We start from the raw sequence: 24,355 nt of genomic DNA on the forward strand, positions 1-24,355 counted from the left end.
GATGCCCGAGAACGACCTCCAGATTCCCAAGCGGACGATCGAACTCGACCCCGATCTGATCGACGCACCACCGCGCGCGCCCTTCGTCGAACTCGGTATCGCCTCCTGCTTCAGCTTCCTGCGCGGAGCGAGCGATGCGGTCGACCTGGTGCTGCAGGCCCGCGCGCTGGGGTACGATGCCATCGGGATTGCCGATGCCAATACCATGGCCGGTGTCGTGCGCGTCCATACCGAAGCAAAAACGCTGAAATTGAAATCGCTTATCGGCTGCAGGATAGAAACTGTCGAAGGTCTGGCCTTCCTCGCCTATCCGGTCGACCGTGCAGCCTATGGACGGTTGTGCCGGCTCATCAGTGCAGGACGGATGCAGACGCTCGACGGTGAATGGCAGGAGAAGGGCGCCTGCGACATCTCGCTCACCATGCTGGCCGGCCATGCCGAAGGGGTGCAACTGGTCCTGCTCCCGCCACGTGACCTAGCCCGCGAGTTCACCGTGCCCGCCTGGGCGAGCAATGTCGTCGGTCTTGGCGGGGAACGGATGCAGGAACATGTCGCCGCGCCCGTTGCCGATGTCCTCCCGCATCTGGCGGCGGGCCTGTCGAGCCTTCGCCATATTGCCGCCAGCTATCTCCATACCGGCGATGATGTCGCGCGGATCGAGCAGCTTGACGCGCTGGCGCGGGCGAACGGGCTCACCATCCTTGCGACCAACGATGTGCATTACGCGACACCCGACCGGCGGCCCTTGCAGGACGTGATGACGGCGATCCGGCACAAAACCACCGTCGCTGCCGCCGCGCACCTGCTCCATGGCAATGCCGAGCGTTACCTGAAGCCGCCCGAGACGATGGTGCGCCTGTTCGAACGCTGGCCCCACGCCATTGCCGCCGCACGCGAAGTGGCCGATGCCTGCGACTTCAGCCTCGACGAACTGCGCTATGAGTATCCGGAGGAGATCTACCCCGACGGCCAGTCACCGCAGCAATTCCTCGAGAGCGAGACGTGGAAGGGCGCGCAATGGCGCTATCCCAGCGGTGTGCCCGACACGGTGCGCGCCACGCTGGAGCGCGAGCTGGCGCTGATCGGCAAGCTGGAGCTGGCGCGCTATTTCCTCACCATCAAGGACATCGTCGACTACGCGCGCGGGGTCGATCCGCCGATCCTGTGCCAGGGGCGCGGCAGCGCGGCAAACTCGGCGGTCTGTTATTGCCTCGGCATCACCAGCGTCGACCCTGCCAAGCACGCGCTGCTGTTCGACCGTTTCATCTCGGAGGAGCGCAAGGAGCCGCCCGACATCGACGTCGATTTCGAGCATGAGCGGCGCGAGGAGGTGATCCAGTACATCTACGGCAAGTATGGCCGCCATCGCGCCGGCCTGTGCGCCACGGTGATCCATTATCGCCCGCGCATGGCCATCCGCGAGGTCGGCAAGGCGATGGGCCTGACCGAGGACGTCACCGCTGCCCTGTCCAAGACCGTGTGGGGGGGATGGGGCCGCGAGATCAGCGAGAAGCACGCCGCCGAAACGGGTATGGACGTCACTGATCCCCACCTGCGGCGCGTTCTCAAGTTGACAGAGCAAATGATTGGTATGCCGCGGCATTTGTCGCAGCATGTCGGCGGTTTCATCCTCACCGAAGGCGCGCTGACCGAGACCGTGCCGATCGGTAACGGTGCCATGCCCGAGCGCAGTTTTATCGAGTGGGACAAGGACGATATCGAGGCGCTGGGCATCCTCAAGGTCGATGTGCTTGCGCTGGGCATGCTGACTTGCATCCGCAAGTGCCTCGACCTGCTTGACGATCATCACAACCGTCCCCTGAGCCTTGCAACCGTCCCGCGCGAGGACCCGGAAACCTATGCCATGCTGCGCAAGGGGGATTCGCTCGGCGTGTTCCAGGTCGAGAGCCGGGCGCAGATGAACATGCTGCCACGCCTGCGCCCGCGCGAATTCTACGACCTCGTCATCCAGGTCGCGATCGTGCGCCCCGGCCCGATCCAGGGAGATATGGTCCACCCCTATCTCAAGCGTCGCCGCGGGGCGGAACAGGTCGTCATTCCCGCGCCATCGCCCGAACACGGTCCGCCCGACGAGCTTTCCAGCATCCTCGAGCGTACGCTTGGCGTCCCGATCTTTCAGGAGCAGGCGATGAAGATCGCGCTTGACGCGGCCAAGTTCTCCTCGCTCGAGGCGAACCGGTTACGCAAGGCGATGGCCACCTTCCGCAGCCGCGGGATGGTCGATGAACTGCAGGACATGATGGTAGAGCGCATGGTCCACCGCGGTTACGACCGCGAGTTCGCGCAGCGCTGCTTCAACCAGATCCGCGGTTTCGGCGAATACGGTTTTCCCGAGAGCCATGCGGCGAGCTTCGCGCACCTCGTCTACGTGTCGAGCTGGCTCAAGTGCCACTTCCCCGCAGCCTTCGGTTGCGCGCTGCTCAATTCGCAGCCGATGGGCTTTTACGCCCCGGCGCAGATCGTGCGTGACGTCGTCGAACATGGCGTCAAAGTGCTGCCTGCCGACGTCAATTTGTCGCAGTGGGACTGCACGCTGGAGCAGGTGAGTGAAGCCACACATCGGCGTGACGGCAGTGGTGGCGACAGCGGCCGTCTCGACAGGCATATCGCGTTGCGGCTTGGCCTGAGGCAGGTGGACGGCTTGCCGGAAGCCGTGGCGGCACGGCTGATTGCCGAGCGCGAGGAGCGGGGTGCTTACGCTGACGTCACGGCGCTGAGGGACCGTGCGCGCATAGGGCCGGCGCATGTCGAGCGGCTTGCGAGCGCCGACTGCTTCGGCTCGATGAACCTGACGCGGCGGCAGGCCTTGTGGGATGCGCGCAGCCTGATCGGCGGGCCGGACCTGCCGCTGTTCGCTGCGGCGGCGGCGCGGGACGAGGGGGCGGAGACCTCGCGCACCCGACTCCCCGTCATGCCGCTGTCAGAGGAGGTGGTGGCCGATTACCAGACCACGCGTTTGAGCCTGAAGGCCCACCCGATGGCCTTCCTGCGCGCTAGCCTTGCCGAACGCGGTTTCGTGCGCGCCTGCGACCTGCGGGAGCGCAAGTTTCGCTCCATGGTGCATGTCGCCGGGGTGGTGCTGATCCGCCAGCGACCGGGTTCGGCGAAGGGTGTTTGCTTCATCACGCTGGAGGACGAGACGGGTGTCATCAACCTCGTTGTGTGGCCCGATCTCAAGGAAAAACAACGCCGTGTGGTGATGGGTTCACGCCTGATGGAGGTGCGTGGCCGTGTAGAATACGACGATGAAGTTATACACGTTATAGCGCATCACATGGAGGATGCGACGCATCAGCTGTACCATCTGTCCGATGACATGCTGAATGCACCCGTCGCCCGTGCCGATCATGTCAATTCGCCGCTGCCCGACAAGTTCAACCCGCGCGACAACCTACGCGAGGGCAAGGACGATCCCTACCAGCCGGTCGAGCCCTGGCAGGAGCCGCCACCGGGCAATCGTGAATGCGGATGGCAGGGCGGGCACCCGCGCGATGTGCGAATCATTCCACCCAGCCGCGACTTCCACTAGGGCGCCGACCATGCTCGATCCGGACAAGATCATCGCCTTCATGCTCGTGACCGCCGCGACCAGCATTGTGCCGGGGCAGTCGATGCTGTTCGTCATGGGCCAGGCGATCTGGCGCGGAACGAGGGCGGGCTGGGCCGCGTTGCTGGGGATGCAACTGGGCTATGTCGTCTGGTGGGTCATGGCAGGGCTGGGGCTGGGGACGCTGGCCAGGGCCTATCCCCTCGCGTTCCGGATGTTGGCGTTGGCCGGTATCGCCTATCTTGCTTGGATGGGTCTGAAGGCGGTGCGCCATTCTTTCCACCTCGCAGACGAGCACGCGCCAATACCCGAGGCCTCGTCGCGCAATGCCTTCCGCGACGGGATCATGGTCGCCGCGAGCAATCCCAAGTCGCTCGTCTACATGGTCGCGCTCATCCCGCCCTTCGTGAACGCCGCCAAACCGATCTGGGGCCAGATCCTGTCGCTCGCGGTGATCGCACTGGCGATCGATCTCATGGTGGGAGCACTCTACATCTTCGCCGGGCGCAGCCTCGCCGGAGCGATCGAGCGACCGGCGACGCGGCGCTGGATCGATCGGGGCATGGGGATCGCATTTCTCCTCATTGCGGCGCTCATATTGCTGGACCTCCTCTCCACACCCGTGTGAGATAGGCGTGAGACAAGGGGAGACTGACATGCGCCGATCCATCCTGCTGCTGGCAACCGCCGCCGCATTCGCAACTCCTGTCGGTGCAGGGGCGCATTCAGACATTCCAGCAGCGATCTATACCGATCCCGCACCCGATGCCGAGAACCCCCCGCGGATGGAAACGCTGCACATTCCCAGCGGCGGGGTCGAAATCAACGCCATCGCTTACGTCGCCAGCGGTCCGGGTCCGCACCCCACGCTGCTCATCTGCCATGGCTGGCCGGGCAACGAGAAGAACCTCGACCTCGCACAGGCCGCGCGGCGGGCCGGATGGAATGCGGTCGCCTTCAACTATCGCGGATCATGGGGCAGCCCCGGCTCCTTCCGCTTCGCCCAGAACCCCGAGGACGCAGCGGCGGTGCTTGCTTACCTGCGCGATCCGGAAAATGCTGCGAAGCTCGGTGTCGACACGAGCCGGATGGCGATCATCGGCCACTCGATGGGAGGCTGGGTCTCGGCCATGACGGCCGGACAGGATAGCGGCCTCGTCGGCATGGGCCTGATCTCGGCGGCAAACATGGGCTGGGTAGGGAGGCTCGAGCGTGGGGACCTTGCCAAAAGGTCCGCCGGCAACGCCGAAACGCTGGCCGACACGTCACCCGAGATGATGGCGGACGAACTCATCGCCAACCAGGCAGCGTTCGACTTCCTCCAGTACGCACCGCAGCTCGCGGGCAAGTCTAACCTCGTCCTCAGTTCAGACGATGACCTCGCCTTCATGACCGACGCGCTGGTCGAGGCGATCCGTAAATCCGGCGGCACAAAGGTCACCGCGATCCACGAGGCGACCGACCACAGCTGGTCGGGCAAGCGCATCACCCTGCAGGCGCATGTGCTTCGCTGGCTTCAATCGATGGAACCGGTCGGGCGGTAGGGCACTGAGACGGCGTTTGCCGTTGAATCAGGCGATCAGTCCACGTACTTGGGGCGGGCATCTTGCATCGTCGGTCGGTACATAGCGAACCCGCCCGAAATCGACGACGTAAGCCGAGCCTTGATCGTCGAGGGCATGGATGCGGTCGAAATCCTCGTCATCAGACGGCACGTAAAGCAGCAGCGCACGTCCGGGAGGAACTTCGTCGATCACGCCCGGGGCAAGCCGCGCCGTTGCCATAATATTGCGGCCAGCAGGATCCACGCCTCGCGGATAATGGAGAAAGTTCACGAGGAAGGCGAGATTGTCCCGATTGAGCCCGTCGCTCCATTCCAGGTGGTAGACGCCAGCCTCCGTCTCGCGGACGTTGGGCGTCGCAATCCCGTAAAGCTGGGCAAAATCTTCCGTAATGCGATCCAGCTCGCTCCGCCTCCACCCGGTCACGCGCACCGTGAAATCGCCGGCAGCAACGGCAGGACGATGCGACTTCTCGCGCGCTTCGCGGTTCTTCCTGAAACGAATTGCCAGCACCAGCGAGCACAACATGATTAGAAGTGCAGCGACGCCCAGTGGTTGCATGGTCTTCAGTTCGCCTCGAGCGAATAACCAGCCGAACGCACTGTGCGGATCGGGTCCTTGGCGCCGTCGATCTCAATCGCCTTGCGCAGGCGACGGATATGGACGTCGACCGTGCGCAGCTCGATATCGCTTTCGGTACCCCAGACGCCGTCGAGCAACTGGTTGCGGCTGAACACGCGGCCCGGGCTTTCCATGAAGAACTTCAGCAGGCGGTATTCGGTAGGCCCCAGCTGGAGGGTGTTGCCGCGGCGCTTTACCTTGTGCGCGACGGGATCGAGCGAGATGTCGCCTACCTCGATTGTCTCGCCGGCAAGTGCGGGGCGGATACGCCGCATGACGGCCGAAACGCGCGCCAGGAGCTCGCGCGGGGAAAACGGCTTGGTGAGATAGTCGTCCGCACCAGTTTCAAGACCGCGGATGCGGTCGTCCTCGGCTTCGCGCGCGGTCAGCATGATGATCGGAACGTGGGCCGTTTCCTTGTCGCGGCGCAGGCGACGGCAAACCTCGATCCCGCTCGTGCCCTCGATCATCCAGTCGAGAATGACGAGGTCCGGCGAATCTTCGGCCGCCATGAGCAAGGCTTCATCGCCGTCCGCAGTGGTGCGGACGTTGTAGCCTTCGTTGTTGAAACGGTATTCGAGCAGTTCTGAGAGAGCCGGATCGTCTTCGACCAGCAAAAGCTTGGGCGCGTTCAAAAGTTTGCCTTCCCGCGGATTTCCATTCTCGGTCGGCACTGCTTTATGACCCTTGCGCTACAGATTTGTGTCAGGCGTCCCCGTCGGGCGGATAATTCCCGGTCGCCGCGAAGTGCACCATTTCGGCAACATTGGTCGCATGGTCGCCAATGCGCTCGAGGTTGCGGGCGACGAACAGCAGCTGGGCCGCGCTCGAGATCGTCGACGGATTTTCGACCATGTGGCTGACGAGGTTGCGGAAGATCGAATTGTAGAAGGCATCGACCTTCTCGTCGGTCGCAATGACTTCGCGCGCCAGTTCGGCATCGCGGGCGGCATAGGCGGTCAACACGTCGTGGACCATCTCGCCGGCCACTTCGGCCATCGCGGGAAGCAGGGTCAGCGGCTCGAACTTCTTGCGGTTCGGGCCGATTTCCTTGCTCGCCTTGGCGATGTTCTTCGAATAGTCGCCGATGCGTTCGACCACGCCGGCGATCTTCAGCGCCGCGATGACTTCGCGCAGGTCGTCGGCCATCGGGGCGCGCAGCGCGATGATGCGGACGGCCAGCTTGTCGACCTCGCTCTCCAGCGCGTCGATCTTCTTGTCGCCCTTGACGACCTTCTTCGCGAGATCGTCGTCGCCCTGGATGAGGGCGTCCATCGCTTCCTGAATTGCAGCCTCGGCCAGACCGCCCATCTCCGCGATCAGGCCGCGCAGCCGGGTGATGTCCTCGTCGAATGCCTTGACGGTATGTTCCTGCATCAGCCGTAACGCCCTGTAATGTAGTCCTGCGTCCGCTGTTCGAGCGGGTTGGTGAAGATGTCCGATGTGCGACCGTATTCTACCATCTTTCCGAGATGGAAGAAGGCCGTGCGCTGGCTGACGCGGGCAGCCTGCTGCATCGAGTGGGTAACGATGACGATGGCATAGCTGCCAGCGAGTTCCGCGATCAGTTCCTCGATCTTAGCCGTCGCGATGGGGTCGAGGGCCGAGCACGGTTCGTCCATCAGGATGACCTCGGGGTCGACCGCGATCGCGCGGGCGATGCACAGACGCTGTTGCTGGCCGCCCGAAAGCGCGGTGCCGCTGTCCTGCAGGCGGTCCTTGACCTCGTTCCACAGGCCGGCACGCTGGAGCGACTTTTCTACGATGGCGTCGAGCTCTTCCTTGCCTTCTGCCAGGCCATGGATTTTCGGACCGTAGGCAATGTTCTCGTAGATCGACTTGGGGAAGGGGTTCGGCTTCTGGAACACCATGCCGACGCGCGCGCGCAACTGCACGACGTCCATCTTCGAACGGTAGATATCCTCGCCATCGAGCGTGATCTCGCCTTCGACCCGGGCCGAGGGGATGGTGTCGTTCATGCGATTGAGCGTGCGCAGGAAGGTCGACTTGCCACAGCCCGAGGGGCCAATGAAGGCCGTGACGTACTGCGTCGGGATGTCGATCGACACCTCGTCGATGGCCTTCTTGTCCCCGTAGAACACGGAGACGTCGCGCGCGCTCATCTTGGCGTCGGTCACTTCAAGGTTTTCGTGAACTACGGTCACCACTTTTTCTCGAACTTGTTGCGCAGGTAGATTGCGAGCCCGTTCATGACGAGCAGGAACAGCAATAGCACGATAATCGCCGCGCTGGTGCGTTCCACGAAACCGCGGTCGATTTCGTCCGACCAGAGGAAGATCTGGACCGGGAGTACGGTCGCGGGGGAGGTAAATCCGTCAGGCGGCGTCGCCACGAAGGCGCGCATGCCGATCATCAGCAGCGGCGCGGTTTCGCCGAGCGCGCGGGCCATGCCGATGATGGTGCCGGTAAGGATGCCGGGCAGTGCGAGCGGGAGGACGTGGTGGAACACGACCTGCACCGGCGATGCACCGATGGCGAGTGCGCCATCGCGGATGCTGGGCGGAACTGCCTTGATCGCGTTGCGGCCGGAAATCACGATTACCGGCATGGTCATCAGTGCCAGCGTCATGCCGCCGATGAGCGGCGCAGAGCGATAGCTCGGGAAAATCCACAGGAAGACCGCGAGGCCGAGGAGGCCGAAGATGATGGAGGGAACCGCGGCGAGGTTGTTGATCGAAACCTCGATCAGGTCGGTCCAGCGGTTCTTGGGCGCGTATTCCTCGAGGTATAGCGCCGCCAGGACGCCGATCGGGAAGGCGAGCATCAGCGTGATCGCCATGGTCAGCATCGAGCCCTTGAGTGCGCCCCAGATGCCCACCTGCTGCGGATTGGTGGCGTCCGAGCGCGACAGAAAGCCGACGTCGAAGTTTTTCTCTAGCTTGCCTTCCGCGGTCAGCTTGGTTGCAAGCTTGCGCATCTCGGGCGAACCATCTCCGGAATAGGCGGAGGCCAGCTTTGCGGACGTCGGCAGCGAGAAGGTCACTTCCTCGCGCAGGATGGAGGGATCTTCGATTATGGCATCAGCGACGTCGCGCCACGCATCAGGCCCGATTTCCGCAGCGGCTTCATCGCCGAGTTCCTTGCTCGCGAAGAACGCGACCACTTCGGCGAGGCCCTGTGCCTGCAAGGTGTTGACCGCATCGGGCTGGGCCATCGCCGTGGGGTCGGCGGCAATGCCGGCCTCGGCGAAATTGATCGGCACATCCATTTCGACCCGCTGGAAGCCGCCAATGCCGTTCAGGGTCATCGTGACGAGCAGGAACAGCAACACCGTGATCGAAAACAGGATCGCGCCAAGGCCGACGGCCTTGAAGCGTTTTTCCGCAGCGTAGCGCTTCTGCAGTCGCGCCTCGAATTCGGCGGTGCGGGTGGGGGCGACGCGCTCACTCATATGCTTCGCGGAACCTCTTCACGACGCGCAGGGCGACGAAATTCAGGCCAAGGGTGACCATGAACAGGACGAAGCCGAGTGCGAAGGCGCTCAGCGTGGCCGGATGGTCGAAACTGCCTTCACCGGTCAGCATGGCGACGATCTGGACGGTAACCGTGGTCATCGCTTCGAGCGGGTTGGCCGTCAAATTGGCGGCGGTGGATGCCGCCATGACCACGATCATCGTTTCGCCAATGGCACGGCTGATGGCGAGCATGATGCCCGCGACGATGCCGGGGAGGGCTGCAGGAACCAGCACGCGGCGGATGGTCTCGCTGGTTGTCGCGCCCATGGCCAGGCTGCCGTCGCGCATGGCCTGCGGGACGGCGGCGATGGAATCGTCTGCCATCGAGGACACGAAGGGGATGATCATCACGCCCATGACGAGACCAGCTGCGAGCGCGCTTTCGCTCGACGGGTTGGAAACGCCAAGCGCCAAAGCGAGATCGCGGATGGCGGGCGCAATGGTGAGGGCGGCGAAATAGCCGTAGACCACGGTCGGCACGCCGGCGAGGATCTCCAGCGCGGGCTTGATCCACTTGCGCAGGCCCGGCGCTGCGTACTGCGTAAGATAAATCGCGCTCATCAGGCCCAAGGGGATGGCGACGATCATCGCAATTATCGCGCCGATGAAAATCGTGCCCCAGAACAGCGGGATCGCACCGTAGCGACTGCCATCCACCGCCGAAACGCTGGCCATCGGGTCCGGACCCCAGTGGGTGCCGAAGAGGAAGTCGATCGGCGAGACCATTCCGAAAAAGCGGACCGTCTCGAAGACGAGGCTGGCAAGGATGCCGATCGTCGTCAGGATCGCTACCAGCGATGCGCCGAGCAGGATCATCATCACGATCCGCTCGACCTTGGTACGGGCCGCAAAGTCCGGTTTAAGGCGCAGGAAAGCCCACGTCCCGGCGAGAAAGGCGATGACCAATGTCGCGGCAATGCCGATCCAGCTGTAGAATGCAATGGCGTCGCGGAAGGGCTCTACGAGCGCCGCGGCCTTGTCATTGAACACCGCCGGGGCGGCCCCGATTGCGACATTGCGGGCCTCGTTGAGGATCGCCTGGCGCTGGAAGCCGAAAGCGGGGAGCTGTGACGCAGCGGGATCTGCAAGGACAGACTGGGTTACCAGACCCGGCGCCAGTGCCGACCAGGTGGCGGCAAAGGCGAGGACCGGAAGGACGACCCACAGCGCGACGTACCAGGCGTGATAGCTCGGCAGGCTGGCGATGCGGCCGTCAGTGCTCTGGCGTTTGAAGGTCCAGGCACGTGCGCGGGCCGCCAACCATCCGGCGAGCCCGAGGCCTAGGGCCAGGAGTAGCAGGATTGTTGGCGACATGCGTCTTATTCAACCTTACTTGAGCTGCGAACCGTCGAGCAGCGTGAACTGCGTCGCTGCTTTTGCGTTGGCCGCCATAACGTCATCCGGCGACGCGACAAGCCCATGCTTTGCAAGCGGGCCATCCTTTGCCCACATCTTCGTCCATGCGGCGAGGTATTCCTTGAGGCCCGGAACGGCGTCGAGGTGGTTCTTCTTCACGTACATGAACAGCGGGCGGGCGCCGGGATATTCGAAGCTTGCGATGTTGTCATAGGTCGGCTCGACACCGTTCATGGTCAGGCCCTGGACCTTGTCGGCGTTCTCTTCGAGGTAGGAATAGCCGAAGATGCCAACAGCGTTCTTGTTGCCTTCGATCTTCTGGACGATCAGGTTGTCCTGCTCGCCCTGGTCGACATAGGCGCCGTCCGCACGGACTTCGGTGCAGATCTTCTTGAATTCGTCTTCGTTGGTTTCCTTGAGCGCCTTGGTCGCTTCGTCGGTCTTGCAACCGGCTTCGAGGATCAGTTCCTTGAGTGCGTCGCGGGTACCCGAAGTCGACGGCGGGCCATAGACGAGGATCGGGGTCGCCGGGAGCGAGGGATCGACGTCCTTCCAGGTCTTGGCGGTCTGGTCCTTGCCGTAAGGCTTGGCGGCCAGCGCTTCGTAAACGATCTTCGGAGTCAGGTTCATGGTGATCCCGCCCTTCGACGAAGCCAGCGCGATGCCGTCGAGGCCAACCTGGATTTCAACGATGTCGGTGACGCCATTGGTCTTGCAGGTTTCGAACTCGCTTGCCTTCATGCGACGCGATGCGTTGGCGATGTCGGGAGTTTCGAAGCCTTCGCCCTTGCAGAATGCTTCGATGCCGGCGCCCGAGCCGATCGATTCGATGATCGGAGCCTTGAAGTTGGGGTTGTCGCGGCTGAACGCCTCGGCGACGGCCTTGGCGAAAGGATAGACGGTCGACGAACCGGCAGCGCGGATCGAGTCGCGGGTAGCCGAATCACCACCATTGCTGCCGCAAGCGGCAAGAGCGACGGTCGAAACAGCCAGGAAAGCGATGGTCTTGAACTTGGTCATGGGAAAGCCCCTTGGTTGGAAACTAGCGGCGCCAAAGCGCCTCAATGTTACACGGTTGCGACAATAGTCTGACGCGTGATCAGAAATCGATCTGGGCGCGGACGCCGAAGGCATCGACATTGTACGAGCGATCGCCGTCGGCGAGAGCGTAAACCGCATCGTCATACTGCAGGATGCCGTAGTTGACACCGAACAGGGTGTAGTCGGTCGGCTTCCAGATCAGCGATGCGAGCAGGCCGTCCTGGGTGCCGCCGACGATGCCGGCGTCATTGAGGTCGAGGAAGTCATAGCGCAGGTTGAGCTGCAGCGATCCCATGCCGCCCTTGTTGAACGGGTTGGCCGGCTTCGAGCGGTCGAACTTGCCGCTCTTGTAACCGCGGGTGTCACCCTTGGTGAGGTAGTAGCCGACTTCGGCATAACCGCCGAAGAAGGTCGGGTTGGCACCGGCGCCGGCGAGGTTGACCTTCTGCCAGTAACCTTCGGCCGCCGCGTGGAACGGTCCGGAGATCATGGCAGCTTCGAGGCCGAGGCCGAATTCGCTGTCGGCAGGGATATTGCCGGTGTTGATGAAACGCTCGGAGGTGAAGTGGACGAGCGGACGCTGGCGGTAACGCACGGTGGCGCCATCTTCGGCGATGTCGTTGTAATGCACCGAACCACCGAAGTGGAGCTGGGTCTTGCCCATCTTCGGCATGTAGACGAGGCGCGCGTCGGCACCGCGATTGTTGGTCTCGGTGTTGGCGAAATTGTCGGTGAAGACACCGCCCTGCGCCATGAAGTCGCCGCCCTTGTAGGTGACCGATGCACCGATGCGACGTTCGAAGGCGAATGCGTCGGTAAAGGCCGCGCGCTCGATGAAGGTCGTGTTCAGGCTGCTGGTCAGCTCTTCCAGCGACTGGAAGTTGTTCTGGTGGCCGACGATGACTTCGATCGGACCATCGGTGTAGGAGAGGTAGGCATCGGCCGCCTCGACTTCATTGTGCGCGAAGTCGAGTTCGAACTTGTAGCCGAAGCCGCCCGGGATGTCGCCTTCGACGCCAAGGCGCGCGCGGCGCACTTCGTTGCCGAAGCCATCGCTGCGGCCGGTCGAATCAGGTGCGCTGGTGAAGCCGGCGTCATACATCAGGCGGCCGCGCGGCTTGAAGCTCCAGCCACCCTTGCCTTCGATGACCGGTGCGCCCTTCCAGGCGATCTTGCTGTCGGGTTCCTTGGCGACGGGAATGGCGGCAACCGTCTCTGCCTGCGCCGCAATCGTGGCGTCCTGTGCGTCATTGGCAGCCTTGGCCGCGGCCAGTTCGCCTTCGAGCTGGTCGATACGGGCGTTCATTGCCTGGAGCTGGGCGCGCATTGCGGCCAGTTCGTCGGCGGTGACGGTGACGTCTTGCGCAAGTACCGGGGTGGCCATGGTGCAGCTGAGCGCGGCGGCAGCCACCGAAAGGCGGAATATGCGGGTCATTGTGGATCCTTTTGGGGAGTCGGTTACGATCTGGCGACGCCCCTATGACCGGCAGATTACACTAATGTGACAGTTGTCGCGTAGGTGTCTCCGACCGGTGGAAATCCGGTGGATAACACCGCTCAGGGCTCGATTAGTCGACCTGTTGTTCGCTCTCGAGAGGCAGGCTGACTGTCACCCGCGTGCCTTCACCCGGTGTGCTTTCGATATCGAGCCGTCCGCGATGACGTTCGACGATATGCTTCACGATCGCGAGGCCGAGCCCCGTGCCACCCGAGGCGCGGCTCCGGCCGGGGTCGGTGCGATAGAAACGTCGTGTGAGGTGAGGGACATGCTCGGCGGGGATACCGTCGCCGCGGTCCGTAACGACGATTCTCACTCGATTCTCGCTCCGCTGCTCCACAGCCACGGATACGGGCTTGTCGGCATCGCCGTACTTCAGGGCATTGTCGACGAGGTTGCGGACGAGCTGTTCGAGCTGCTGTTCGTCGCCTCGGACCCAGAAACTGCCCTCGGAAGTGAACTCCAGCCGGTCAGCACGCTCGTTTCCGGCGCCGTCGCACGCAGCACGTTCCACCAGGCCTGCCAGTTCGATTCGCGCCTCGGGCAAATCGTGCTTTTCGGCCTCGATCCGAGATAGCGACATGAGGTCGCTGACAAGGTCCTGAAGCCGTTTCGATTCACGATGGATGGTCCCCAGGAACCGTTCCGCGACCGCCGGTTGCAGGTGTTCGACGTCTTCCTGCAGCGTTTCGACATAGCCGATGATCGACGCCAGCGGCGTGCGCAGTTCATGGCTGGCATTGGCGACGAAGTCGGTATGGGCGCGCGAGATGTCAGCTTCGGCGGTCTTGCTGACAAACTCGATCACGGCGAGGCCATCGTTCATCGTCTTGCGATTGACCCGCCATATATCATGCCGCCGCGCGAGATTTCGGACGATCGCGGTTCCGTCGGAGCCGCGTTCGATCAGTCGGACCGCCTCGGGCTGGCGCAGCGCCATGCGCACGTCCTGCCCGATGATGTGCGCACCAAGCAGTGCGCGTGCCGCATGGTTGGCAATGACCACCCGGTCGCGTTCGGTGATGATGACGGGGGTTTCCGAATGCTCGAACAGGTCGCGCATCGAATCGCGGGTGAGCGAGCCGTTGTTGCTGGTGTCGCTGGTCGGCGGAGGCTCGGCACCGATGAGCCATAGCGAGCCGACCCACACGAGCAGAATGGCTAGGACCGCGACAAGGTCGACCCCGAAGAACGCCAGAAACGCGCAGGCCGTGAGCGCGATCGATATTCCGGACCAGGGGAGTGGGCGCCCATTCATCGTGGCGCGGCTTAGCCGCCAGTCTGTGGCTCTGCCAACCAGTTTCGGAGAAAGTCACGAAAGTGGTGACCCCTACGGGAATCGAACCCGTGTTTCAGCCGTGAGAGGGCCGCGTCCTGACCGCTAGACGAAGGGGCCGTTCCAGGGCTCTGGCCATGTGGCCGGCCGGAATCGAAAACGCCACCGTGGTGACCCCTACGGGAATCGAACCCGTGTTTCAGCCGTGAAAGGGCCGCGTCCTGACCGCTAGACGAAGGGGCCACATCGGTGGCGTGGCGGCGCACTTAGAGGCGGGTTGGTAAGGCGTCAACCCTTCAATGTGCGCTGCGGCAAAGCTTTGTCGTCAATCGGCCCACGCAGCATCTTCGAGGTGGAGTTCCGCCTGGGGCCGGTTGCCCCAGTCGTCGATCTTGGCGCGTCCTGCCAGCCACAGGCGGCGGCCCTGTGCGGCGTGGAGAAGCGCCTGGCCCATGGCGCTCTCGGCAGCGCGAAAGGCGATTCCCTTGAAGCTGCGACCATCATCGCCTGCGGCAATGATGCGAACGTTGTCGGTTCCGACGATATCGCATTTGACCAGCCTTACCGGGCCTACCGCGATCCGCGGTCCGGGCCAGCCGACCCCGTAGGGTCCGCCTTCTTCCAGCGAGTTGACGAGATCGGGCGTCAGTCCTCCCGGCGCGACGGCGACGTCGAGCAGCATCTCGCGACTGGCCGACGCACGGGCGACCTGGCCCTCCAGATGCGTGTCGAGCCATTCGGCGAGGGCCTCGACCTGTGTGGCATCGACCGTCAACCCGGCAGCCATTGCATGCCCGCCGCCGGCCACCAGCAGGCCTTCGTCCCGTGCGCGGATAATCGCGGCACCGAGGTCCACGCCAGCGATCGAGCGCCCCGACCCCTTGCCCTGACCCGATTCATCGTCGAGCGCGATTACCAGCGAGGGTTTCCCGGTCTTCTCCTTGATCCGCCCCGCGACGATTCCGATGACCCCCGGATGCCAGCCGCGTCCCGCCAGCAAGTGCACCGCGCGGTTGTGCTGTGCGGCCAATTGTTCCTCGGCCGCAGCCTGCACTTCGGCCTCGATCGCGCGACGCTCGTCGTTGAGCGCCGAGAGCTGGGCGGCGATAACGCGCGCCTCCTCGGGATCCTCGGTGGTGAGGAGGCGTACACCGAGCGTCGATTCTCCCACGCGGCCTCCGGCATTGATCCGCGGGCCCAGCGCGAAGCCGAGGTCGCTGCAGGCAGGGGCGCGCTTCAGCCGGCTTGCGTCGATGAGGGCCGACATGCCGATATTGTCGCGCCTGCCCATGACCTTGAGACCCTGCGCCACGAACGCTCGGTTGAGACCGTGCAGGGCGGCGACATCGGCCACTGTGCCCAGCGCCACGAGGTCGAGCAGTGCGAACAGGTCCGGCTCCTTGCGAGACGCGAAATAGTCCTGCGCCCGCAGGGTGCGCACCAGTGCGACCGCCAGCAGGAAGGCAACGCCGACCGCAGCAAGGTGGCCATGCGAGGCGGCGAGGTCTTCTTCGTCCAGCCGGTTCGGGTTCACCAGTGCGACGGCGCGCGGCAGTTCGGCCGAGCACTTGTGGTGGTCGACAACGATTACATCGACGCCCGCGTCGTTCGCCATAGCCAGTGCTTCGTGCGCCATGGCGCCGCAATCGACAGTGACGACAAGGCTGCTGCCCTGTTCTCCCAGCCTGACCAGCGCCTCTCCCGAAGGGCCGTAGCCCTCGAGCAGGCGATCGGGAATGTAGTAGCCTGCCTCCACGCCGAGCTCGCGCAGGAGACGGATGAGAAGGGCCGAACTCGTCGCGCCGTCGACGTCGTAGTCGCCGTAGATCGTGATCCGCTCGCCCGACAGAACCGCCTGCGCGATCCGGTCTGCAGCGGCATCCATGTCGCGGAAGGCGGAAGGGTCGGGTAGGAAATCCCTCAATGTAGGGTTCCGATGCCGCGCGAGATCCTCTCTCGCGACACCACGCGCCAGGAGCAGCTGGCTGACGATATCCTCGCCGGAACCCATTCCGGTGGCCAGCTCCATGTTACCACCGCGCCAGCGCCATGCCCTTTCATTGAGGGAGCGTGAGACGCCGAATACGTGGGAGAGGGCCTGCGATGCCATTGCGGCATCCTAGCCGCAGCGGGGGCGATGGCAAAGCAGGCTCGATTGACAATCGACAGGCGCTGGCGAAATTGGCCTGATGGAAGGTGGACAACTTCTCATCGTCTGGCACAGCCGTACAGGCACAGCGGAGGCCCTGGCGCGAGCGGTTGCGGATGGCGCAGGAGAGCGCGCCCAGATGCTTCATTGTTCGCAAGTCGGGCCGGAAGAACTGATCGCAGCCGCCGGCTACCTCTTCACCTGTCCCGAAAATCTCGCATCAATGACCGGTGCGATGAAAGAGATGTTCGATCGCTGCTACTACCCGGTCCTCGGCAGGATCGAAGGCAGACCTTATACCTCGGTCATTGCAGCCGGTTCCGATGGGGAAGGGGCGCAGCGACAGCTGGACCGGATAGCAACAGGCTGGCGTCTGCGAAAAGCGATGGATGGCTGGATCGTCATAACCCATGCCCAGTCGGCGGAAGAAATCCTCGCACAGAAAACCGTGCCGCAGGCCACTCTGGAAAGAGCCCGCGGAATCGGTCAGGCGCTCGCCGAGGGCATCGCGTTAGGCATCTACTAGTAACTTCGTCCGTACTGGACCAATATTAGTGGGATTTTCTGGACACGACGGTGAAAACTGTCGCAGTCTCAGACAATTGGAGGGGCGCGACGATTTTCGGGGGGGTGAGAATTTACGCTGGTACTGACACGGCGAGGGATATGCCGGGCGTTTTCCTATTCTTCGGAAAGGGGCAGCGCCCATCGAGACGTGCCGTCGTCGAACAGTTGGCAAACAGCGACACCGCGTTCGTCAGCCATGACCCGGTCCAAGCCGATCGCATCCTGAAAGACGAGCGCGAGGCGGAGCTGTCGTCATGGCTCGAACTCGTCTGTCACGGCCTTACTTTCGATGTCCTGGGGCTGGGCGATGGCCCCGCATTGACTACCGGACCTGTGGCGCACCGTTTCGGGTGTTCGGCTGATATCGATAGCGGGGACTTCGAAGCCATCGGACTTTTTCCCGGTCCTCACCTGGCCGAAGGCGCCAACAGTCTCCCGGTCGTTCGAACCATGCTGCAACTGGCGCTGCTGCTGGCTGAGACGAGCGCGGAATTTCGTGGGGCCTACTGGTCACCCGCCCGCTCTCTTATCGGACCCGATCTCTTCAGGCGGATCGTCGGCGAATGGCTCGCCGGTGGTCCGTTTCCGTCGCTCGGTCTTGTCGGTTATGTCTTCGGTGATGATGGCGGCATGCGGAGTGACGGCCTCTCGTTCCTTGCCGATCGCGAAATTGCCCTCGAACCCGCCCTGTCGGCCGATCGCATTGCGGCCGCGAGGCTGGCGGTGAGGGTCGTACACCTGCTCGTCGGCAGCCTGCCACCTGATCACGTTATGCCATTCACCTTCGAAGGTCGGGAAATGCATTTGCGCCCCGACCCTGAAGGAAAGTTGATCTTCGTCGAGCTGGCTTGATCGCAGATCCACCCGCTCGCATCGCTGCCCAGACCGGGTTGCGAAGACCTCTCCCCTTCCGGAAGGTCAATCGCCGCGATGGTGCGCAATATGGCCCTTCGCTGCAACGTCACCATCGCTTGCCCTGCCAGCTCCTGACAATGCGGTGCTTCACGCCGTTCTTCGACGCGGTCGGGAGAGAGAGGATCGGCTTCGACGACTTCCGACGCAACGGAATGCTCCTCCCGGCACGCGAGGAAGCGGTGGGCAGGCTTCTGCTCCCGCTGCACCGGGGGCCGCATCGCGACTACAACGCGATGGTCGCCGACAGGGTCGGACGGATCGAACGAGCCTGGGCGCGCGATCGGGTAAGGTTCGGGACCGACAACCACGAGGCAGCGGCCATGCGCCTGGCATTGCTGCAGAAGGGTCTGCGGCGCAGGCTACTCGATTGTCGGCAGCCGCTGATGCTCAATCGCAAGGATCCGCTTGGGGCCGGCGTAGACTTTTCGAGCCTCGACGCACTCGCCGAGGAGTTGTGGGCGGCGGCCTAGGCGGTCGCCTTGGCCAGCGCTTCCTTGGCCGCGCGGTACTCAGCCTCGAGACGTGCCACCGTCTCCTCGACAGGAGCAGAGCGCGTGACCGTACCGATGCCCTGACCCGAACCCCAGATGTCCTTCCACGCCTTGGCCTTGGTGTTGCCGCCGCTGCCGAAGTTCATCTTCGAAGGATCGCTCTGCGGCAGGTTCTCCGGATCGAGGCCGGCGGCCTCGATGCTGGAACGCAGGTAGTTGCCATGCACCCCGGTGAAGAGGTTGGTGTAGACGATGCCGCTGGCGCTTCCTTCGACGATGGCATCCTTGTAGCGCTGGTCGGCATTGGCTTCGCTCGTCGCGATCCATGGCGAACCGATGTAGGCGAAGTCGGCACCCAGAGCCTGTGCCGCCAGGATCGAACGGCCATGCGCGATGGAGCCCGACAGGGCGATAAGGCCATCGAACCAGCTGCGGATTTCCTGCATCAGCGCAAAGGGGCTGAGCACGCCGGCATGGCCACCGGCCCCTGCGGCCACCGGGATCAAGCCGGTCGCACCCTTTTCGATCGCCTTGCGGGCAAAGCGGTCGTTGATAACGTCGTGCATGGTAATGCCGCCCCAGCCTTTTACCGCGGCGAACACATCTTCGAGCGCGCCGAGCGAGGTGATGACCAGCGGCACCTGCCACTTTGCGCAGGTGGCCATGTCGGCATCGAGGCGGTCGTTCGACTTGTGGACGATCTGGTTGACCGCATATGGAGCCGCCGGACGGTCGGGATTGTCGCGGTTGTGCGCGGCCAGTTCCTCGGTGATCTGGTGGAGCCATTCGTCGAGCTGGCTCTGCGGGCGTGCGTTGAGCGCGGGAAAGCTGCCCACGATCCCCGCCTTGCACTGTGCGATTACCAGTTCCGGACCCGACACGATAAAGAGCGGCGATCCGATGACGGGAAGGCGCAGGCGATCGAACGGGGCGGGAAGGGACATGCGGGGACTCTCCGTTGCTCTATGAAACGCAAATCTGCTTATGGCGCACGAATGCGCTTGTCGAGGATGACGTTACGTAAACGTCAAGCAGCGGGCAGGACGTGTTCGATGCCGTAGATGCGCGCCGCGGTTCCTGCGAAAAGGGCATGCTTCTCATCGGCGCTGGCGCCCTGGGCCAGCCGCTTGAAGGCGTTCCACAACTCGGCGTAGCTCGCGCCCCAGCGGTCGACCGGGTAATTGCTCTCGAACATCCCGCGATCGGGTCCAAAAGCCTCGATGCAGGTGTCGATGTAGGGGCGCCACATGGCCGCCAGATGCTCTGATCCGTGGCCCTTCATCGGCCCGTCTTCAGGGAGGCCGCAGAAGGCCATGGCGAGGCCGCCGAGCTTCACGGCGACATTGGGACATTCGGCCAAGGCGTGGATCGAACGGCGCCAGCGGTCGAAGTTCTCGTGCAGCTTGCCGCGATAGCTTGCGATGTTGAGCGGGGTTCCGCAGTGGTCGAGCACGATCTGCTGCTGCGGGAAAGCCCGTGCCAGCGCCAGGACGTCACCCAGCTGCGGTTCGAGCAGCCAGGCATCGAAAGTCAGGCCATAGTCGGAATAGGCGGCAAACCCGGCACGGAATGCGTCGGAATGATAAAGCCCCTCGGGCGCATGGAAGGGAGGGCCGAGCACCTCCGGATCGGCATCCCAGGCGGCAGCATGGCGAATGCCGCGGAAGCGCCCGTTGCCGGCAGCGACCAACGCCTCGATCACCGGTTTCACCGCATCGCCCAGCGTCAGGTCGGCATGACCCACGATGGCAGCGCAGGGGCGATAGTCGCCATAGAGTCCGCTCGCACCCTGAGCCGCGACCCCGTTGACGAACTCGACTTCGCCCACCGTCTTCAGCGCTTCGCCGCGCGAGGCATCGTAGAACGCGCCGCATTCCATGAACACGGTCCCCACCACGTTATGGCCGCTGTGCGTGTCTGCGTGGAGCTCGTCGAAGGTGTAGTAGGCCGCGCCAACCAGCGCCTCGAGGAAGTCATGCCGAGGTTCCGGGAAAGCACTCATCAGCGGCCGCAGGTCCCACAGGTGGTGATGCGGGTCGATGATCGGCAGGTCAGGGTCGATGATGGCTTCGCTCATGTCGGTCTCTCTCCCTTTGGACGCATGCAGGATCGGATGAGGGATCCCTGGCCTTGTTCCAACAGGATGGAACACATGGAACACGGTTCTGGCAAGAGAAACTGCGGGTAACTCGGCGCAATGCCTTCAGCCGAAACCTTTGCCAGATCCAGCACTCTGACACGGGCCGTTCGTAGGCGTGCAATGCAGAGTAGAAAAAGCGCCAGACATGCTTTCCGGCGCAGTAACAATTTGGGAACCTCAACGAGCTATTCTTGCCGGACAGTTCAGCGATCGGGGGGCAATTCCGATGGTTTTTGGCAGGAAAGGTCTGGAGACCGCATCGCGGTCGTCTCACTTGCAGCAGGCGCGTCCATTCATGGCGGGCCAGGTAGCCGAAAGCTACGCCTATGCCGAAGATGACGACGATCCGGCATTCGTCCCGCGCGTGGGCCCACGTCATGGGAAGGTGTGGATGGCTGCGGGTCTGTTTGCCCTCTTCGCGATCAAGCGCTGAAACTGCACTTCTCGTTCTGACCTGACAGCGACGGATCAGCTTTCGGCCCTGCGGCCTCCCATGCTCGCAAACAGGCCGACGACCTCGTCCCTGCAATCTTCGCACTTGCGGGTGTCGACCGATACGAAAACCTTGCCGCGGCGAATTTCCTGTTCGTAGAAGCCGACCTCGACCCCGTCGACGTCGTGATCGCTCAACATCTTGGCAATTGCGCTGCCGGTCGCGCCGATGACGCCGCTGACACCTGCAACCGAGCCGAAAGCTGATGCGGTCAGCGCGCCTGCTACGGCCACCGGACCAACGCCCGGCACGAACAGCACCGCCATGCCAAACAAGGCACCGGCGATACCGCCGCCCACGACACCCGTGGTGATTTCGCCAACCGAGTGTCCCTTGGGCGGCTCGTAGGGCTGGTCGAGATAGTTGCTTGCCCGCCAGACGAGCGAAATAGCCTCGTCAGGCACACCAACTGCCTTGATCGCCAGCACCGCGGCGTTCGCCGCTTCAAGCTGGTCGAAGACGGAGGTCAGGATGAAATCCTTGCTTTCATTCAATTTCTTGCGGGCGATATCGAAGGCCCTGGCGAAGCTGTCGCGTTCGCGTTCTGAGCGGAATTCGGCGCGAAGGCCGGCTGAATCATGGAGTTTCTGGACGCTCGGCGTGTGAGTTTCGCGGAACATCGTGCGCAAGAGCATGTCGATGGTCGAGGGACGCAGACGCTGGTCGGTGCCGCGATTGATCCACTCCATTGACCGAGGACGCGGGTGTGCAGTGTCGAGATAGTATAGCGCGGAGAGATCGGCAGCCTTGACCACGTACGCTGGCAATTTCTCGGGCGGGGAGACCATGGCGAAGGAAATAAGCGCCATGGAGAGAAAGTCCATGGCGCAATGGCATTATGTCGGAAACGTTCAATTTATAGTATTCGTTCTTAGCCTTGGCGTGCCACAGCATTGGCAGCGCTGAGTACGGCGCGGACGCTGGCTGTCGCGACGTCTTCATCGATGCCGCAGCCCCAGACGGTCCGACCGTCACCTGTCCGACATTCGAGATAGGCGGCCGCATTGGCGTCGGTACCGGCACCAAGCGCGTGCTCCGTGTAGTCGACCACCTCGAGATCGACGCCGAAGCTGTCCGCCAGCGTGCTCATCACGCTGGAGATGAGGCCGTTGCCACGACCCGAAACGCTTTGTGCCTTCCCGTCGACCTCGATGGTGCCGGCAAACAGGCGGGTTCCGTCCGATGCACGGCTTTCTTCGTAATCGACCAGGCGGAACTGGCGCGGTTCCATCTTGACGTAATAGGCATGGCGGAAGGCGTCCCAGATATCGGCGGCAGTCAGCTCACGGCCGAGCTCGTCGGCCATGCGCTGGACATGCGGGCTGAAGTCGGCCTGCATCTTCTTGGGCAGCTTGAGCCCCTTGTCCTGCTCCAGCACCCAGGCGAAGCCACCCTTGCCGGACTGCGAGTTGACGCGGATCACCGCCTCGTAGCTGCGGCCGAGATCGGCAGGGTCGATCGGCAGGTAGGGTACGCGCCAAACCGGCGAATTCTGGCTCGCGTGTGCCGCGAAACCCTTCTTGATCGCGTCCTGGTGGCTACCCGAGAAGGCCGTGTAGACCAGCTCGCCGCCATAGGGATGGCGCTGGTGGACGGGAATCTGGTTGCAGTATTCGACCGTCTCGATGACCCGGTCGATGTCGGAAAAGTCGAGGCCCGGGTCGACGCCCTGCGTGTACATATTGAGCGCCATGGTCACGAGGCAGCAGTTGCCGGTGCGCTCGCCATTGCCGAACAGGCAGCCTTCGACGCGGTCGGCACCAGCCATCAGCGCCAGTTCCGCCGCCGCGACGCCCGTGCCGCGATCGTTATGGGTGTGCAGGCTGATGACTGCGCTCTCGCGGTTCGGGAGATTGCGGATGAAGTATTCGACCTGGTCGGCATAGATGTTCGGGGTCGCCGCCTCGACCGTTGCAGGCAGGTTGAGGATGATCGGATGATCGGGCGTGGGCTGGAGGACGCCCATCACCGCCTCGCATACCTCCAGGCTGAAATCGAGTTCTGCAGTGGAGAAGGTCTCCGGCGAATACTCGAAGTGCCAGTCGGTGCCCGGTTGCTTGGCCGCTTCGTCGCGCATGACCTTGGCACCGGTGACGGCGATTTCGCGCACTTGGTCCTTGGTCATGCCGAACACGACCTCGCGCCAGGCGGGGCTGACAGCGTTGTAGAGGTGGACGATGGCCGCCCGTGCACCGGTGAGGCTGGCAAAGCTGGTGCGGATCAGGTCCTCACGGCTCTGGGTCAGCACCTGGACGATTACGTCGTCGGGAATGCGCCCCGATTTTACGAGACCCGAGATGAAATCGAACTCAGTCGCGCCCGCGCTGGGGAAACCGACTTCGATTTCCTTCACTCCGATTTCGACGAGCAGGTCGAAGAAACGGTTCTTCTTATGCGCGTCCATCGGATCGACGATCGCCTGGTTGCCGTCGCGAAGGTCGGTCGACAGCCAGCGCGGCGGGGCGGTGATGGTTCGGCCCGGCCACTGCCGGTCGGTCAGCGGGACCTGCGGGAAGGGCGAATATTTGGCGCTCGGATCGCGGAGCATGGACATCGGAAAATCTCGGTTCTTGCGGAAGCTTCGGGGTGGAGGTTGTTCCCTTGGGCGCTCAGCGCGCCCGCTCCGGCACGCCAGCTATCACGCCCAAGGGCGTGTAAGTCGCAGAATAAGGCCGAGTGCGTTGTGCATGTGCGTTGCTATGCGAAAGCAGGGAAGGGTTGTAAAGCAAAACAGGCTTGGGCATCCCGAGAAATTATCTTGCATCGCACAGGGGGAAGAATGTCCGAACCGCATCCGCTCAGCACCACTCTCGGTCTCGTCCGGGTGGTGTCGCTCGATCCAGAGGGCAAGGCGAGCCTGGAATACGAAGCCAAGTCCGAGCAATGCCATTCGGGCGGCGTAGTGCAGGGCGGCTTCATCACGGGATGGATCGACGCGGCAATGGCGCACGCGGCTATCGCGAAGAACGGGCCCGGCATCGTCCCCATGACACTCGAGCTCAAGGTCAGCTTCTTTGCCCCGACACGGCCCGGAATAGTGATTGCCGAAGCATGGGTGGAACGGCACGGCAAGCACACGAGCTTCTATGAGGGCCATCTCAAGGACACGCAGGGCAGGGTCCTGGCGAAGGCAACGAGCACGATCCTGCTGGCCGACGTCAGCCGGGTCATGGAAGCCTCGAAGAAGGCGACGGGAGGTTAG

Annotated in this window: 22 protein-coding genes and 2 tRNA genes; 8 read left to right on the forward strand and 16 right to left on the reverse strand. The window is 63.3% G+C overall.

Annotation, left to right across the window (positions count from 1 at the left end; genetic code table 11):
• Position 1 precedes the first annotated feature (1 nt).
• The 3 genes from RAM60_RS04715 to RAM60_RS04725 are packed head-to-tail and all read left to right on the forward strand — an operon-like array spanning position 2 to position 5,112.
• Positions 2-3,550 (forward strand): error-prone DNA polymerase, encoded by a 3,549-nt coding sequence (locus RAM60_RS04715; RefSeq protein ID WP_369025365.1) that lies wholly within the window; start codon positions 2-4, stop codon positions 3,548-3,550.
• Between the two features lie 10 nt (positions 3,551-3,560).
• Positions 3,561-4,196 carry a LysE family translocator gene (locus RAM60_RS04720; RefSeq protein ID WP_369025364.1) on the forward strand — a complete coding sequence of 212 codons (636 nt, stop codon included), beginning with the start codon at positions 3,561-3,563 and terminating at the stop codon, positions 4,194-4,196.
• A 28-nt stretch (positions 4,197-4,224) separates the two neighbouring features.
• The gene (locus RAM60_RS04725; protein ID WP_369025363.1) at positions 4,225-5,112 is read left to right on the forward strand and encodes an alpha/beta hydrolase family protein; all 888 of its coding nucleotides are present in this window, start codon (positions 4,225-4,227) and stop codon (positions 5,110-5,112) included.
• Between the two features lie 27 nt (positions 5,113-5,139).
• Here the strand turns inward: RAM60_RS04725 and RAM60_RS04730 are convergent, their stop codons facing one another.
• From RAM60_RS04730 to recJ, 12 genes are all read right to left on the reverse strand, one after another.
• Entirely contained in the window at positions 5,140-5,691 is a 552-nt protein-coding gene (locus RAM60_RS04730; RefSeq protein WP_510640260.1) for a hypothetical protein, read from the reverse strand.
• Between the two features lie 5 nt (positions 5,692-5,696).
• Entirely contained in the window at positions 5,697-6,386 is a 690-nt protein-coding gene (phoB, locus tag RAM60_RS04735) for a phosphate regulon transcriptional regulator PhoB (protein WP_369025361.1), read from the reverse strand.
• Between the two features lie 70 nt (positions 6,387-6,456).
• Positions 6,457-7,128 (reverse strand): phosphate signaling complex protein PhoU, encoded by a 672-nt coding sequence (phoU, locus tag RAM60_RS04740; RefSeq protein WP_369025360.1) that lies wholly within the window; start codon positions 7,126-7,128, stop codon positions 6,457-6,459.
• Positions 7,128-7,874, reverse strand: a complete 747-nt coding sequence (gene pstB / locus RAM60_RS04745; RefSeq protein WP_216629308.1) for a phosphate ABC transporter ATP-binding protein PstB — start codon at positions 7,872-7,874, stop codon at positions 7,128-7,130. Before pstB ends, phoU begins: the two co-directional genes overlap by 1 nt.
• A 38-nt stretch (positions 7,875-7,912) precedes the next feature.
• Positions 7,913-9,163 carry a phosphate ABC transporter permease PstA gene (pstA, locus tag RAM60_RS04750; protein WP_200983649.1) on the reverse strand — a complete coding sequence of 417 codons (1,251 nt, stop codon included), beginning with the start codon at positions 9,161-9,163 and terminating at the stop codon, positions 7,913-7,915.
• Positions 9,156-10,541 (reverse strand): phosphate ABC transporter permease subunit PstC, encoded by a 1,386-nt coding sequence (pstC, locus tag RAM60_RS04755; protein ID WP_369025359.1) that lies wholly within the window; start codon positions 10,539-10,541, stop codon positions 9,156-9,158. The genes pstA and pstC overlap by 8 nt, the downstream gene beginning before the upstream one ends.
• 15 nt (positions 10,542-10,556) lie before the next feature.
• Positions 10,557-11,603 carry a substrate-binding domain-containing protein gene (locus RAM60_RS04760; RefSeq protein WP_369025358.1) on the reverse strand — a complete coding sequence of 349 codons (1,047 nt, stop codon included), beginning with the start codon at positions 11,601-11,603 and terminating at the stop codon, positions 10,557-10,559.
• 79 nt (positions 11,604-11,682) lie between these two features.
• Complete coding sequence (locus RAM60_RS04765) at positions 11,683-13,059, reverse strand: OprO/OprP family phosphate-selective porin (RefSeq protein ID WP_369025357.1); 1,377 nt, start codon at positions 13,057-13,059, stop codon at positions 11,683-11,685.
• A 133-nt stretch (positions 13,060-13,192) separates the two neighbouring features.
• Complete coding sequence (locus RAM60_RS04770) at positions 13,193-14,380, reverse strand: sensor histidine kinase (protein ID WP_369025356.1); 1,188 nt, start codon at positions 14,378-14,380, stop codon at positions 13,193-13,195.
• Positions 14,381-14,443: 63 nt separating this feature from the next.
• A tRNA-Glu gene (locus RAM60_RS04775) sits at positions 14,444-14,518 on the reverse strand.
• A 48-nt stretch (positions 14,519-14,566) separates the two neighbouring features.
• Positions 14,567-14,641: transfer RNA gene (locus RAM60_RS04780), tRNA-Glu, on the reverse strand.
• A gap of 82 nt (positions 14,642-14,723) precedes the next feature.
• Complete coding sequence (recJ, locus tag RAM60_RS04785; protein ID WP_369025355.1) at positions 14,724-16,508, reverse strand: single-stranded-DNA-specific exonuclease RecJ; 1,785 nt, start codon at positions 16,506-16,508, stop codon at positions 14,724-14,726.
• A 79-nt stretch (positions 16,509-16,587) separates the two neighbouring features.
• On the opposite strand from recJ, the gene RAM60_RS04790 reads away from it, so the two are divergent.
• The 3 genes from RAM60_RS04790 (at position 16,588) to RAM60_RS04800 (ending at position 18,499) form a co-directional block, all read left to right on the forward strand.
• Complete coding sequence (locus RAM60_RS04790) at positions 16,588-17,073, forward strand: flavodoxin family protein (protein ID WP_369025354.1); 486 nt, start codon at positions 16,588-16,590, stop codon at positions 17,071-17,073.
• Positions 17,074-17,213: 140 nt separating this feature from the next.
• Positions 17,214-17,966: a hypothetical protein gene (locus RAM60_RS04795; protein ID WP_510640264.1), complete on the forward strand. Its 753-nt coding sequence runs from the start codon at positions 17,214-17,216 to the stop codon at positions 17,964-17,966.
• Complete coding sequence (locus RAM60_RS04800) at positions 17,963-18,499, forward strand: AHH domain-containing protein (protein WP_369025352.1); 537 nt, start codon at positions 17,963-17,965, stop codon at positions 18,497-18,499. Before RAM60_RS04795 ends, RAM60_RS04800 begins: the two co-directional genes overlap by 4 nt.
• Here RAM60_RS04800 and RAM60_RS04805 read toward each other — a convergent pair.
• Complete coding sequence (locus tag RAM60_RS04805) at positions 18,496-19,464, reverse strand: NAD(P)H-dependent flavin oxidoreductase (RefSeq protein WP_200983659.1); 969 nt, start codon at positions 19,462-19,464, stop codon at positions 18,496-18,498. The genes RAM60_RS04800 and RAM60_RS04805 overlap by 4 nt on opposite strands.
• An 83-nt stretch (positions 19,465-19,547) precedes the next feature.
• Positions 19,548-20,597: an amidohydrolase family protein gene (locus tag RAM60_RS04810; protein ID WP_369025351.1), complete on the reverse strand. Its 1,050-nt coding sequence runs from the start codon at positions 20,595-20,597 to the stop codon at positions 19,548-19,550.
• A 358-nt stretch (positions 20,598-20,955) separates the two neighbouring features.
• Between RAM60_RS04810 and RAM60_RS04815 the strand changes: the two genes are divergently transcribed.
• On the forward strand, positions 20,956-21,093 hold the full coding sequence (locus tag RAM60_RS04815; RefSeq protein WP_369025350.1) for a hypothetical protein: 138 nt from the start codon (positions 20,956-20,958) through the stop codon (positions 21,091-21,093).
• A gap of 35 nt (positions 21,094-21,128) precedes the next feature.
• Here RAM60_RS04815 and RAM60_RS04820 read toward each other — a convergent pair whose 3' ends face one another.
• Positions 21,129-21,962: a hypothetical protein gene (locus RAM60_RS04820; protein WP_369025349.1), complete on the reverse strand. Its 834-nt coding sequence runs from the start codon at positions 21,960-21,962 to the stop codon at positions 21,129-21,131.
• Positions 21,963-22,024: 62 nt separating this feature from the next.
• A complete protein-coding gene (gene leuA, locus RAM60_RS04825; protein WP_369025348.1) occupies positions 22,025-23,707 on the reverse strand; it encodes a 2-isopropylmalate synthase in 1,683 nt (560 codons plus the stop codon).
• Between the two features lie 225 nt (positions 23,708-23,932).
• Between leuA and RAM60_RS04830 the strand changes: the two genes are divergently transcribed.
• Positions 23,933-24,355 (forward strand): PaaI family thioesterase, encoded by a 423-nt coding sequence (locus tag RAM60_RS04830; protein WP_369025347.1) that lies wholly within the window; start codon positions 23,933-23,935, stop codon positions 24,353-24,355.

The sequence above is a fragment of the Qipengyuania sp. RANM35 genome (genome assembly GCF_041021145.2).
GTDB classification, from domain to species: Bacteria; Pseudomonadota; Alphaproteobacteria; order Sphingomonadales; family Sphingomonadaceae; genus Qipengyuania; species Qipengyuania soli.